Annotated in this window: 15 protein-coding genes; 5 read left to right on the top strand and 10 right to left on the bottom strand. The window is 64.3% G+C overall.

Going from position 1 to position 13060, the window contains the following annotated elements; all coding sequences use genetic code 11:
* The first annotated feature begins 7 nt into the window (after positions 1-7).
* Together ACPGXI_RS12755 and nrdR are read left to right on the top strand one after the other, a co-directional pair.
* Complete coding sequence (locus ACPGXI_RS12755; protein WP_526653430.1) at positions 8-523, top strand: LysM peptidoglycan-binding domain-containing protein; 516 nt, start codon at positions 8-10, stop codon at positions 521-523.
* Between the two features lie 161 nt (positions 524-684).
* Entirely contained in the window at positions 685-1167 is a 483-nt protein-coding gene (gene nrdR / locus ACPGXI_RS12750; RefSeq protein ID WP_526653395.1) for a transcriptional regulator NrdR, read from the top strand.
* On the opposite strand, the gene ACPGXI_RS12745 is transcribed toward nrdR, so the two are convergent.
* From ACPGXI_RS12745 to sthA, 4 genes are all read right to left on the bottom strand, one after another.
* The gene (locus ACPGXI_RS12745; RefSeq protein ID WP_526653393.1) at positions 1155-1841 is read right to left on the bottom strand and encodes a PhzF family protein; all 687 of its coding nucleotides are present in this window, start codon (positions 1839-1841) and stop codon (positions 1155-1157) included. The two genes, nrdR and ACPGXI_RS12745, sit on opposite strands and share 13 nt — an antisense overlap.
* Positions 1842-1921: 80 nt before the next feature.
* Positions 1922-2944 carry an alpha/beta fold hydrolase gene (locus tag ACPGXI_RS12740; protein ID WP_526653391.1) on the bottom strand — a complete coding sequence of 341 codons (1023 nt, stop codon included), beginning with the start codon at positions 2942-2944 and terminating at the stop codon, positions 1922-1924.
* A 69-nt stretch (positions 2945-3013) separates the two neighbouring features.
* A complete protein-coding gene (locus ACPGXI_RS12735) occupies positions 3014-4003 on the bottom strand; it encodes a proteasome assembly chaperone family protein (protein ID WP_526653389.1) in 990 nt (329 codons plus the stop codon).
* 121 nt (positions 4004-4124) lie between these two features.
* Complete coding sequence (gene sthA / locus ACPGXI_RS12730; RefSeq protein ID WP_526653387.1) at positions 4125-5540, bottom strand: Si-specific NAD(P)(+) transhydrogenase; 1416 nt, start codon at positions 5538-5540, stop codon at positions 4125-4127.
* 152 nt (positions 5541-5692) lie between these two features.
* On the opposite strand from sthA, the gene ACPGXI_RS12725 reads away from it, so the two are divergent.
* Positions 5693-6745, top strand: a complete 1053-nt coding sequence (locus ACPGXI_RS12725; protein ID WP_526653385.1) for a DUF4192 family protein — start codon at positions 5693-5695, stop codon at positions 6743-6745.
* 53 nt (positions 6746-6798) lie between these two features.
* Here ACPGXI_RS12725 and ACPGXI_RS12720 read toward each other — a convergent pair whose 3' ends face one another.
* From ACPGXI_RS12720 to ACPGXI_RS12710, 3 genes are all read right to left on the bottom strand, one after another.
* A complete protein-coding gene (locus ACPGXI_RS12720; RefSeq protein ID WP_526653383.1) occupies positions 6799-7491 on the bottom strand; it encodes an iron-dependent transcriptional repressor DtxR in 693 nt (230 codons plus the stop codon).
* A gap of 137 nt (positions 7492-7628) precedes the next feature.
* A complete protein-coding gene (locus tag ACPGXI_RS12715; protein WP_526653381.1) occupies positions 7629-8588 on the bottom strand; it encodes a sigma-70 family RNA polymerase sigma factor in 960 nt (319 codons plus the stop codon).
* 147 nt (positions 8589-8735) lie between these two features.
* Complete coding sequence (locus ACPGXI_RS12710; protein WP_526653379.1) at positions 8736-9188, bottom strand: DUF3099 domain-containing protein; 453 nt, start codon at positions 9186-9188, stop codon at positions 8736-8738.
* 59 nt (positions 9189-9247) lie between these two features.
* On the opposite strand from ACPGXI_RS12710, the gene ACPGXI_RS12705 reads away from it, so the two are divergent.
* Positions 9248-9484, top strand: a complete 237-nt coding sequence (locus tag ACPGXI_RS12705; protein ID WP_526653377.1) for a DUF3039 domain-containing protein — start codon at positions 9248-9250, stop codon at positions 9482-9484.
* Here the strand turns inward: ACPGXI_RS12705 and ACPGXI_RS12700 are convergent.
* Positions 9474-10526 (bottom strand): YhjD/YihY/BrkB family envelope integrity protein, encoded by a 1053-nt coding sequence (locus tag ACPGXI_RS12700; protein ID WP_526653375.1) that lies wholly within the window; start codon positions 10524-10526, stop codon positions 9474-9476. The two genes, ACPGXI_RS12705 and ACPGXI_RS12700, sit on opposite strands and share 11 nt — an antisense overlap.
* A gap of 27 nt (positions 10527-10553) precedes the next feature.
* Entirely contained in the window at positions 10554-10745 is a 192-nt protein-coding gene (locus ACPGXI_RS12695) for a DUF7455 domain-containing protein (RefSeq protein ID WP_526653373.1), read from the bottom strand.
* A gap of 118 nt (positions 10746-10863) precedes the next feature.
* Here ACPGXI_RS12695 and ACPGXI_RS12690 point away from each other — a divergent pair, with 118 nt between their 5' ends.
* Positions 10864-11235, top strand: coding sequence for a DUF952 domain-containing protein (locus tag ACPGXI_RS12690; RefSeq protein ID WP_526653371.1), 372 nt, complete (start codon positions 10864-10866; stop codon positions 11233-11235).
* A gap of 899 nt (positions 11236-12134) precedes the next feature.
* Here ACPGXI_RS12690 and ACPGXI_RS12685 read toward each other — a convergent pair.
* On the bottom strand, positions 12135-13060 hold a 926-nt coding region (locus ACPGXI_RS12685), incomplete at its 5' end, for an RNA polymerase sigma factor (protein ID WP_526653369.1).

Genomic DNA, 13060 nt, shown 5'->3' with positions numbered 1-13060 from the left:
CAGGCAGATGACAACCCTCCACACTCAAGCCGGCTGGACCGAATTCGACTCCGAGCAATTCGACTCCGAGCAATTCGACTCCCATTTTGGGCGCGAGGTGCAGGCCACCGCGGTCGACGTGCCGCGCCGGCGGTCGACTGCAGCGACGCGCAGGCCGCGCTCTTCGCGGCCTGCTGGGGCGCCGCTGCGCCACACCGGGACGGGGGTGCTGGTCTCGCGGGCATCGCATCGCCCGCGGCCAGTGACGCCCGCGACCACGGTGGTGTTGGCGCTGATCGCCGGCGCGATCACGTTGTGGCTCGGTCTGGTGGCTCAGTTCGGCGGCGTGGTCGGTAGTCAGGCCGAGATTCCAGGTCGTCTGGCGGTAGTACAGGTGCAGGCTGGTGAATCGCTGCAGAAGGTGGCGCAACGGGTGGCGCCCGAGGCGCCGGTCGGCGCCGTCGTCGAGCGGATCCGCGAGCTGAACGAACTCGAATCCGCGGCGCTGGACGCCGGACAGAGACTCATCGCACCGGTCAGCTGACCATGCAACGCCGAATCGAAACACTCTGCTGCTCAGGCACTCTGAGGAATACTGATGTGAGATACGCGCAAAGAGGCCCGGGGCTGGGCCGTCCGCGCGTCGCGCAGGTACGCTCGGGGGCGTCCGAAGAGGTTCTCTCTGGGTGCGGCGAAGGAGCGGTGATGCACTGTCCGTTCTGCCGTAATCCCGACTCTCGGGTAGTTGATTCGCGCGAGACCGACGAAGGACAGGCGATTCGCCGGCGCAGGTCGTGCCCTGAGTGTGGGCGGCGGTTCACGACCGTGGAGACGGCGGTGCTCGCGGTGGTCAAGCGCAGCGGCGTCACCGAGCCGTTCAGTCGGGAGAAAGTCATCAAGGGGGTGCGCCGGTCCTGTCAGGGCCGCCAGGTGGACGACGACGCGCTCAATCTGTTGGCACAGAAAGTCGAGGATGCGGTGCGCGCGACCGGCTCTGCGGAAGTCCCCAGTCACGAGGTTGGCCTGGCGATCCTCGGGCCGCTACGCGAACTTGACGAGGTGGCCTATCTGCGTTTCGCTTCGGTCTACCGGTCATTCTCCTCGGCCGAGGACTTCGAGCGTGAGATCGAGGCACTACGGGCGCACCGCGCAGTACCGGCGCAGGGGGAGCCTGCTCAGTCGATCTGACGGGCTCCGCCGTCGACGACCCGTCCGGCAATCTGCGCCCAACCGTCGGCACTCCAGGCGGTTTCGATGATCGACCCTTGCCCCTGCATGATGGTCAGGTCGCGGCTGAGATGCTCGGTGATGCGCAGGGCTGCCGCACCTGTGGCTTCGTCCTCGCGCACCCCCAGATTGGCAGCGAACACCCGGGATCGTATTTTGCCTGCTGGCTCATCTAGCCAGGCCCAGAGGTAGTGCTCGGCGTCGTCGCCGAAGTCATCGGGGTCCGCCTCCGACACTTCGTCGATCGTGGCGAACTGGTGCATCGAAAAGTCGGGCGCCCACTCTGCGCGTGCGGTGATGGATGTCAGGTCCCCGGCATGGCCCACCTTGACGATGCCCGCGGGCACCTGCAACGTATTCACCGGTTTCCCTTGTTGCATCAGCCACCACGATGCGCCCACCGTCGGGTGTCCGGCGAAGGGGAGTTCGGTGGTGGGTGTATGGATATGGGCGTGCGCGGTATGCACGCCCGACTCGGGCAGGGTGACGAATACGGTTTCGCTGTAACCCAATGCGGTGGCTATGCGCTGCCGGTCGGCTGGTTCCACGGTGGCCGAGTCCACCACGCCCAGTGGGTTGCCGAATCTGCCGTCCCGGTCGGTGAATATGCGCAGCACTGTCACGTCGATGGCCATGAGCAGATGCTACGTCGTAGGGGGTTTTTGGAGTAGGCGGTTGTTGGAGTAGGCGGTTATGGAGCACGCGGATTATGGAGTCAGGTTGCGCTGCGTTCGTCCGCGCCCATGGCGTCCAGTACCGCCACCCGGGTGTCGATCGGGCCGGAGATCGTCCCTTCTCTGATCCCCGTCCTCAGGAGGTTTCGCAGGTAGTCTTGGTCGTGCACGGCGGGTTCGGTCGACTCGATGAATCTCTGCACGATCTCGACGAAGCGGTCAGGGTCGTCGTGGAACGGGAAATGCCCTGAGCCTTCGAAGATGTGCAGCTGCGAACCGGGCATTGCCGCGTGTGCCATTTCAGCGTGACCGACCGGGATGACCGAATCGCTGCTGCCCCAAACCAGTTGCACGGGAACAGATTGCGTCAAATAACATCGGTCGAGCATGGTCACCACCTGGCCGCGCCAATCGACCACCGCCCGCAGGGTTCGCGCAAACGCCGACGAAGCGGTCGGTTCAGGCAGATCGGCCAGGATGCGCAACATATTGGGGATGTCGCGGCCCACGCCGGTGGATCCCAACAGTGCGCCCCCCATCCGCCCGATGACCTGCAATGCCGGCAGCACCAGCGGAATACGCAGCAGGGCCAACGCCTCACTGCCCATGGGCAGTGACGCCATCCGCAGCGCTACGTTCACTTCTCTGGTGACGCCGCCGGCGCCGACGAGGATCATCCGGTTCACCAGTTGTGGGAACTGGTAGGCGAACTGCATCGCCACGCCGCCGCCCAGTGAATGGCCGACCACGGTGACACTGTCGATCTCCAGGACGCTGAGCAGATCCCGCATCCCGTTGGCGTAGGCAGCGACCGAGTAGTCGGCGCGCGGTTTGTCGGACTTGCCGTGGCCGAGCAGGTCGGGCGCGATGACAGTGAACCGTTGCGCGAGCTTGGTCTGCACGGTGTCCCAGGTGGTGGAGTTGTCCCCGATGCCGTGAATCAGCAGGATCGCCGGACCTGAGCCGGCCACCCGAAACGCCCTTCGGTAGCCGTGGATGGTTCGATACTGCAGCGTGGGAGTGAGCTCCCGCACGGAGCGCAGATTCGGTTTGCGTTCGGTCATGTCGCCAACTCCATGATCATGGTCATTTTGCCCAGTTCGTCGTCGGGTTGGGTAGCAACTACGCGTCAGTTAGGGACCCGCAGGGGGATTGTCCCCGTCCTTCTTGTCCTTCTCACCGTCCTGTTGGGCAAGGAATCGCTGGAACTCGGCGCCGAGCTCTTCACCGCTGGGCAAATCCTCGTCACGTGCCAGAAGTGACCGGTTCTCCTGCGCGGCAACGAATGCATCGTACTGGCGCTCCAGCGCCTCCACCACCTGAGCGACCTCTTCGCTGGCTGCCACCTGCTCGTTGACCTTTTCCTGAACCTCGGCAGCGGCCTCGCCGAGCGCGGCGGTCGGGATCTTCAGCGAACCGCTCCTGGCGACCTCCGACAGCAGCATCTCGGCTGCGGACGGGTAATCGGTCTGCGCCAGATAGTGCGGGATGTGCGCGGTGAACCCGACGACTTCATAGCCGTGTTGGGCCATCCGGAACTCAAGAAGATTGGACACACTGCCCGGAACCTGAACCTCTCCGACCCAGGGCTGGTGTTCGGCGATGAGCTCCTTGTCATTCGAGTGCGCGGTCAACGTCATCGGCCGGGTATGAGGGACGGCCATCGGAATGGCGCCGAGGCCGATGAGCCGGCGCACCCCCAGCGACTCGGCCAGCAGCCGCACTGCGGTGGTGAAACGCTCCCACCGCAGATCGGGCTCCAGGCCGGCGAGCAGCAGAAACGGTGTTCCGGCGCTGTCATGCAACGCGTAGAGGTTCAATTCCGGATTGTCGTATTGGGTGAAGTGATCGGTCTTGAACGTCATCAACGGACGTCGGGACCGGTAGTCGAGTAGCTCGTCGATCGCGAAAGACGCCACCAGTTCCATGTCGAGGGTGTTCTTGAGGTGATCTGCGGCCAGCTTGATCGACCGGCCGGCGTCTGAGAAGCCCTCGAGCGCGTGGATCAGCACCGGGCCGCGGCCATCAGCGGAGGAGAGCTGCGGGGCGGGGAACTCCAGCTCGTACATGCCGGTCTGCTCAGGTTGGTATTGCTGACCTGGATCATCTGCGCTGTCAGCCATCTTTCGCCTCCTTTTCGCCGTCCGCCACGACGGCTGGCGGTGCGCCGCGACGGCGATGCCGTCGGCAGCGTGAACCACCATTGTCTCGCACCCGGGGGCTGATGCGCGAGGTCGGATGGATTCAGGATCGGAACTGTTTGAGCGCGCGCAGCTTGTTCATCACCTCCAGCGCCGCGACTTTGTACGCCTCGGAGAACGTCGGGTAATTGAATACGGCGTCGACGAGGTATTCGACCGTGCCGTCACAGCCCATCACGGCCTGACCGATGTGCACCATCTCGGTGGCGTTGGTGCCGAAGATGTGCACGCCGAGTATCCGAAGGTCCTCCGTCGATACGAGAAGCTTGAGCATCCCGTAGGAGTCGCCGGCGATTTGGCCGCGGGCCAGCTCGCGGTAGCGGGACACCCCGACCTCATAGGGCACCGACTCCCTGGTCAGTTCGACCTCGGTGGCTCCGACGTAGGACACCTCGGGTATCGAGTAGATGCCGATGGGTTGCAGCTCGGTCATGCCCTTGCAGGGCTCCCCAAATGCGTGATACGCCGCCAATCTGCCTTGATCCATGGAGGTGGCGGCCAGCGCCGGGAAACCGATGACGTCGCCGACGGCATAAATATGGTCGACCTTGGTCTGGTAGTTGTCGTCGACGAAGATCCGGCCCCGGTTGTCGGCCTCCAGACCTGCGTTCGAGAGGTCGAGGTGGTCGGTCTGGCCCTGCCGGCCCGCCGAGTACATGACTGTCTCGGCGGGAATCTGCTTGCCGCTGGCCAATGTGGTGAGGGTGCCCGCGGATCCGATATCCACAGCGGTGACCTCCTCGCCGAACCGGAACGTGACGGCGAGGTCGCGTAGATGGAATTTCAGTGCCTCGATCACCTCGGGGTCGCAGAACTCCAACATTCTGTCGCGCTTTTCGACGACGGTGACCTTGGTGCCCAGTGCCGCGAACATCGAGGCGTACTCGATGCCGATGACGCCCGCGCCGACGACGACCATTGAGCCGGGGATCGATTTGAGGTCGAGGATGCCGTCGGAGTCCAGCACCCGGCTCTCGTCGAATTCGACGCCGACGGGCCGGGCCGGTTTGGTGCCGGTCGCGACAACGATGTTGCGGCCGCTGACGGTGACGCGTTCGGCGCGGTTGGGTTCGTCGACATGGATGGTGTGTGCGTCGATGAACCGGGCGTGACCCACATAGAGCTCGATGCGGTTGCGCATCAGCTGCGAGCGCACCACGTCGATCTCCTTGCCGATGACATGCCGTGTGCGGGCGAGAAGGTCCGACGGGGTGATCTTGTCCTTGACGCGGTAGCTGGCGCCGTAGAGTTCGCGCTGGTTCATGCCGGTGAGATAGACGACGGCTTCGCGCAGCGTCTTCGACGGAATGGTCCCGGTATTGACACATACGCCGCCCAGCATGAGCCCCCGCTCGATGACAGCGACGGATTTGTCGAGCTTGGCTGCGGCGATGGCGGCCTTCTGCCCTCCCGGGCCGGACCCGATGACGACGAGGTCGTATTCCTGCGTGGAACCCATGGCACAAGGTCTACGCCGGTTGCCCCGATCTCGCATCCCGATGGACGATTATCTCCGGGCTGGTCATCCCCAAGTGCGATTTCATCCACGGTTCGGGCCCGGGGGAGCGTCATCTGCGGTTGTTCGTCGGCAGCTGTTGTCAGGTTTGCGGTATGTCGAAAACACATCGCCCCGATTCCCCGCTCGACCGGCCCGGCGTTCTGATTGCCGCGCTCCCGGCTGTCCTGGGCTTCGTGCCCGAGGAATCGCTGGTGCTCGTGACCGCCGCGCACGGTGAGATGGGCGCCGTCATGCGTGCTGATCTCGGCAGCGATCAGGCCGGTGACTCATTGGGTCACCTCGCGGAGATGGCTGCCGCATCCAGAGCCGAGATCGCGATCGCGGTGATCGTCGACGACCGGGGCGCCGCGTGCCAGATGTGCGCCGAGGAGTACCGCGACCTGGCGCACCAATTGGCTGTCGAACTCGCGACGCGGGATGTCGAGTTGTTCGCCGTGCACGTGGTCGACAAGGTCGCTGCCGGCGGCCGGTGGTACTGCGCGGACGGATGTGGCAGCTCGGGAGTGGTCGAGGATCCGGCGGCGTCGCCCATCGCGGCGGCCGCGGTGCTGGACGGTCGCCGCCTGTACACCCGGCGTTCCGAGCTCGTCGCGGTAGTCGAGCCCGCCGATCCCGAGCGTAGCGCCGAGTTGGCCAGGGTGATTGAGCAGCGCGGTCAGCTCGATCCTGATCGGCCCGATTCGCAGACTCGAAGTGACATCGAGCATGCCTTCGCCTGCGCTGAGCAGATTGGTAGGGGGCGGCCGCTCGCCGACGACCCATTGGCACGATTGGCGCTGGCACTGACCGATCCGCGGGTGCGTGACACCCTGTATGCGCTGGCCGTCGGCGACCATGCGGGATCGGCCGAATCGCTGTGGGCCGACTTGGCCCGCCGGCTCCCGGAGCCTTGGCGAGTGGAAGCGCTTGTGCTGCTTGCATTTTCGGCATATGCGCGGGGAGATGGACCGCTTGCGGGCATATCGCTTGACGCGGCATTGAGAGGCGTGCCGTGGCATCGGATGGCGACGATGCTCGACAAGGCGCTGCAGTCGGGAATGCGGCCAGAACAAATCCGCGAGTTGGCGAGCACCGGCTACCGCCTTGCCGAGCAGCTTGGTATTCGGCTACCGCCGAGCAGACGGTTCGGTCGCCGAGCGGGGTAGCGGACTACGTCGAGCGGGGTTGCGAACTACATTCGGTGCGGGTCCGGCCCGGGTCAGACCTTCTCGACCTTTACGGTGTGGGCCATCTCATGGGGCAACTCGACCTGCTCGTGGCCCGGGATGACGATCATGACGCCGCCGTGGTTGTTGACCTCGACCGTTACCCGCGCGCTGGGTACGACGCCGGCTTCTTTGAGCCGCGCAATCAGGTCGGCGTCGCCCTGTACGTGTTCGGTCAACTGGCGCACCACCACTGCTACCGGCATCCCGGCGGGCAACTCGGTCAGGCGCACCAGGTTGACGGTTGTGTTGCCGAGGTGGTCGCCGACGCCGAGTTCGGACAGGCCGGGGATCGGGTTTCCGAACGGGGAAGTGGTGGGGTTGTTGAGAACCTGGACGAGTCGGCGCTCGACATCCTCGCTCATCACGTGCTCCCAGCGACACGCCTCGGCGTGCACCTCTTCCCACGGCAGCCCGATGACGTCGACCAGGAGTCGCTCTGCCAACCGGTGCTTGCGCATCACCGAGACAGCCAGTGACCGACCTTTGTCGGTGAGCTCCAAGTGCCGGTCGCCCGCGACGTGCAAGAGTCCATCTCGCTCCATCCGCGACACGGTCTGGCTTACGGTGGGGCCACTTTGATCCAGCCGCTCTGCGATCCGCGCCCGCAGGGGGACGACGCCCTCTTCCTCGAGGTCGTAAATGGTTCGCAGATACATCTCGGTGGTATCGACAAGATCGTTCATTCGCACACCCTCCGTCGGTGCAGAGTCTACCGGTCGACCCTTCTGAACAGCGGCGCTGCATCCGGCGGTCAGTGCGCCCCAACCCGACGACGGAGAGCCCGCCGGAATCCGGCGGGCTCTCCCGAAGAAGGATCTGCTCAGCTGGCGTAGGAACGCAGCCGGTCGGCACGTTCGCCGTTGCGCAGTTTTGACATGACGTCGCGCTCGATCTGGCGCACGCGTTCGCGGGAGAGCCCGAACAGCTTTCCGATTTGGTCCAGCGTGCGTGGTTGACCATCGTCCAGGCCGAACCGCAACCGGATGACCTGTTGTTCGCGCTCGTCAAGGGTGGTCAGCACGTAGCGAATGTCGGTGTGCAGCAGCTCGGAGATCACGGCGTTCTCTGCCGACATCGCCTCAGAGTCTTCGATGAAGTCGCCCAGGGGCGCTTCTTCGTCCGTTCCCACCGGCATATCGAGGCTCACCGGATCGCGGCTGTGGGAGAGCAGGTCGGCGATCTTCTCCGGGGGTATCCCAGACTCCTCGGCGAGTTCCTCGTCCGTGGCGTCGCGGCCGAGGTTCTGGTGCATCTCGCGCTTGATCCGGGCGAGCTTGTTCACCTGCTCGACGAGATGGACCGGGAGCCGGATGGTGCGGCTCTGGTCAGCCATCCCGCGAGTGATCGCTTGACGGATCCACCAGGTGGCGTAGGTAGAGAATTTGAATCCCTTGGCGTAGTCGAATTTCTCCATCGCGCGGATCAGGCCCAGGTTGCCCTCTTGGATCAGGTCGAGCAACGGCATGCCTCGCCCGGTGTAGCGCTTGGCCAGCGACACCACCAAGCGCAGGTTGGCCTCGAGCAGATGGCGCCGTGCCGACTCGCCGTCGCGCACGACGACCGCGAGGTTGCTTTTGCGGGTTTCACCCAGGCGCTTGCGGGTGTCAAGCAAATGCCGGGCATAGAGTCCGGCCTCGATTCGCTTGGCGAGTTCCACCTCATCGGCGGCGTTGAGTAACGCGGTCTTGCCGATACCGTTCAAATACACGCGCACCAGGTCTGCGGCTGGACTCTGAGCGTCCAGGCTGTGGTCAACGCGACTACTGGTGGCATTTGCCATTACGGCCTCCTGAGTGGGTCGAACTTTCATGAGTTACAACGCCCTGGGGCCGCAAAGAGTTCCCACAGTTGCGTCGGTTCACACGTTCTGACCTGCGATTATCGGAGGTAGACCTGAGAATGTGCTGAGAAGTGAGCTAGAAGATTCTCAGCGCGGAACATCGCCGCCGAAATCACGCGCGGAGTTCGCGTCGTAGGGCGCATCCGCGCCGTCGCCCCGCCCCGGCGCTCCGTGGCCCATGCTGTTGATCGCGGGACGCTCGGCGGTGGGGAACAGCGGAATCTGCCGGCTCGACTGGAAGCGGCGGGGTTCCTCGGCACGTCTGGGCGGCCGGTCGTTGGCGATCAGTACAGCCATCCACGGCAACGGAATGGACAGCACGATGATCGCCAGCGAGATCAGACCGTTGTGCCAGATTCCATAGGCTGCAGCGGCGAGGATGAGGGCCGGGACGCGGAAGGACATCAGCGTGAGGTACTTGCGTACCCGCTGGCGATGCTGTTCTTCGTAGGCGGGGGCAGCGCCGGTGATCAAGACCGGCCGACCGTCGTCATCGAAACTCAGCTCTTGGCCGTGTTTCATGCCTCCACTGTTCCACATCAACACCCGGGTGTGACCGCCACGTTTCTTACCGATCTATTGCGAGGCAGAATGGAGCGATGGAAACCCAGACGATCGAGCGGCCCGATACCGACGAACGCGTCGATGACGGGACTGGCGACGACACCCCGAAGTTCTTCCACTACGTCAAGAAGGACAAGATCGCCGAGAGCGCGGTGATGGGCACCCACGTCGTCGCGCTGTGCGGGGAGGTGTTCCCAGTGACACGATCGGCCAAGCCCGGTTCGCCGGTGTGTCCCGACTGCAAGAAGATCTACCAGCAGCTCAAGAAGTAGCGCCGTCGCGGTTGCCGGCGGCGGCGGCGGTGTCCGGCGTTTCGGCAATCTCGTCAGGCGCATCGAGGGAAGCTGATGAGCCGGCAACGGGCACACTGTTGCCGCCGTTGAGCGATTCGGCTTTTGATTCCAGCCACCATCGGAAGCGCTTGGCATGGGTGTCCGGTGCAGGCCACTCTTCCTGGATGGCTGCGTTCAACTCGGCGCCGAGCATGATCGCGAAGCCGAGGAAGAATGCGAACAGCAGGAAAGCGATCGGTGTCGCCAGCGCCCCGTACGTGTAGCCCGTACTGGTGATCCACGTCAGATATACCCGCAGCCCCCACGTGGCGACCAAGAACACCACCGCGGCCAGAACCGATCCGTACAACAGTCGATGCGAAGGCAGAGGCTTGGGCAGGGACACTCGGTACAGCACGTTCACGCCCAGCACCAGTGCCACGAAGAGCACCGGGTAATAGCCGAACCGCAGCACTTGGTCCCAGCTGTCGGGGATGAAGTCAGCGACCTTGCGCGGCCCCAGGGCCAGGAACGGTGCGGTAGCGATGGCGCCGACCAACATCACCACATACAGGCCAAGGGAGAAGAACCGCTGGCGCACCGGGTGGCGCAAGGGTGTCTGGCTGTGGGCCTCGGTGATCGAGTCGACGAACGCCGAGACAGCCGACGAACCTGCCCACAGCGAGATCACGAATCCCAGCGACACCACTTCGCCGCGGGCGCCCTTGACGATATCCAGAACCGTGGGCTCGATGATCTCGGTGACTACGTTGGGGGAGAAGAACCGCGCGGCGGTGCTGACGAGCTGGTCTTGGATCACCGGCAAGGTGTCTGGGCCGAAGAGCGGAGCGACAAAGGCCAAGCTGCCCAACATTCCCAGCAGCAAGGGTGGCAGCGACAGAGCGCACCAGAAAGCGGCCTGAGCGGACTCCGAGAAAATCGAGTCGTCCCAACTTTTGGCCAGCGTCCGACCGGTGATGTGCCGAATGTGGTGGCGCGACGGCCTCGGCCGCTCCGATGTCTGCACTGACTGGTCACTCATGACCAGTCCAGCATTACTGATTGGCGCCTAAGGCTCCAACTGGCTTACTTCGAGGACGGCTTCCAGCTCAACCAACTTCGCTTCGTGCTCGTTGGCATGATGCTGGCAGAACAGCAGTTCAGCACCCGATGGCAGCTTGGCCCGCACTCGTGCTGCGGCACCACAACGGTCGCAGCGGTCAGCCAAGGTCAATTCGGGACTGGTGAGCGTTGCGGTCATGGCACCTCCATAGGTGTAGCGACGTACATCTACTCTGTCAGACGCTTGGGGTTCCGGCCTTGTTCCCCCGAGGTTTGCGGGTGTGTCGTGTCTCACTGAGGTGTGTGTTGTGATCGGTATGAGTTCCATTCAAACTCCCGGCACGCCGGTACTCGTCCATTTGTGTACTGCGGGCCAGTGGCAGGCCGCCCGACATTCCCGGGAGTACCGGCCCGACTCGCTGCGCGAGGTGGGCTTCGTGCATTTGTCGAGTCAAGAACAGGTTCATCTGCCCGCTAACCGGTTGTACGCGGGCCGGACCGACATGATGCTGCTGCGTCTGGACTCCGAACGGCTCTCATCCCCGGTGCGGTGGGAGCCGGGAGTCCCCAGCGATCCTGACGGCATGGTGTTCCCACATTTGTACGGGCCCCTGCCGGTAGCGGCGGTGGTAAGCGTTTCTGCGTACCTGCCAGACCGCCACGGTGTGTTCCCGCCTGGTGTGCGGTGAACTCATCCCGTCGTCCCCGTACCCCCCCGAGGTCTGCGATCTTGCGCCGAACCCCGGCGACCGAGGGCTGAGGCAGCCCGGCGGGACAGGATCGGGCAAATCCGCGATACGGACGGAAACTTGGTCCTATGCTCCCTTGCACAGGCGTAACAGAAATATCACAAACCACAGGAGTCACCGGAGTTAGTGATGCGGAAGCGGATACTGTTCAGCGCCATCCCGGCTGTCGCCGGTTGTTTTTTCCTGGCCCCAACCACCCCTTCGGCAGATGCCGTTCCGGGGGAGTGCCAGGTCACCTCGTTCGCCGGCTTCAGCGGCGGGTACTGTGACCAGGCCGCTTTGGCCGACGGCAGCTTCAACCACTGCGAGACCGCCGAAGCCTTCGGGCTCAGTCACAAAAGGTGCTATCAAGCCTGTCTGGACGAAGCGGGACGGCCGTACGTCACCGACATGGATCTGACCACCCCTTGCGCGACGGCGCTGGCGGCAGCGCCGGAACCGACGTTGGCTCAAGTGCCGGCGGCGGCTCCGGACCCAACGTTGGCTCAGGCTCCGGTGGCGGCTCCAGAACCAACGCAGGCTGAGGCTCCGGCGGCGGCTCCGCAACCAACGCAGGCTCAGGCTCCGGCGGCTCCAGAACCGACGCAGGCTGAGGCTCCGGCGGTAGCTCCGGAACCAGCGCAGGCTCCGGCTGCTCCGGAACCAGCGCAGGCTCCGCCACCGGCGCCACCGGCGCCAACAACAACCAGTGCGCCTTCGCCGCTGTAAGTGTCCTGCGCCTCAGGTATGAAGTAACCGGCTCGCCGACGACCCGTCGGCAGAACTCACTTGTTCCGTAGGCTCACGGCGGCACCGAATCCGGCGAACCCGCTGGTCAAAACAAGAATCAGGAGAGTCACTCAGTCCAGGTAGTCGCGCAGCACCTGAGACCGGCTGGGGTGCCGCAGCTTGGACATCGTCTTCGATTCGATCTGGCGGATACGTTCCCGGGTCACGCCGTAGACCTGGCCGATCTCGTCGAGCGTGCGCGGCTGTCCGTCGGTGAGGCCGAAGCGTAGTCGGACGACGCCGGCTTCGCGTTCGGACAGCGTCTCCAGCACCGACTGCAGCTGATCCTGCAGAAGCGTGAACGAGACGGCATCCACGGCCACCACGGCTTCACTGTCCTCGATGAAGTCGCCCAGTTGGGAATCGCCCTCATCGCCGATGGTCTGATCCAGCGAGATGGGTTCACGCGCGTATTGCTGGATCTCCAGCACCTTCTCCGGCGTGATGTCCATTTCCTTGGCGAGTTCCTCGGGCGTGGGCTCGCGACCAAGGTCCTGAAGCAGTTCACGCTGAATGCGGCCAAGCTTGTTGATCACCTCGACCATGTGCACCGGGATGCGGATCGTGCGGGCCTGGTCGGCCATCGCGCGGGTGATCGCCTGGCGGATCCACCACGTCGCATAGGTGGAGAACTTGTACCCCTTGGTGTAGTCGAACTTCTCGACCGCACGAATGAGCCCCAGGTTGCCCTCCTGAATCAGGTCCAGGAAAGCCATGCCGCGGCCGGTGTAGCGCTTGGCCAGCGACACCACCAAGCGCAGGTTGGCCTCCAGCAGATGGTTCTTGGCGCGGTCGCCGTCCCGGCAGATCCACGACATGTCGCGACGCTCCGTCGGCGTGAACTTCTCGCCTTTGGCCGCCTTCTGTTCGGTCAGCTGGACGGCATACAGGCCCGCCTCGATGCGCTTGGCGAGTTCGACCTCTTCCTCGGCATTGAGCAGTGCGACTTTGCCGATCTGCTTGAGGTAGGCGCGAACCGAATCTGCCGAGGCCGTCA

This window comes from Mycobacterium sp. (assembly GCF_049608025.1).
In the GTDB taxonomy this organism is placed as follows: Bacteria; Actinomycetota; Actinomycetes; order Mycobacteriales; family Mycobacteriaceae; genus Mycobacterium.
The sequence above is the reverse complement of the archived record's forward strand: the minus strand, read 5'-3'. Positions and strand labels throughout refer to the sequence as shown.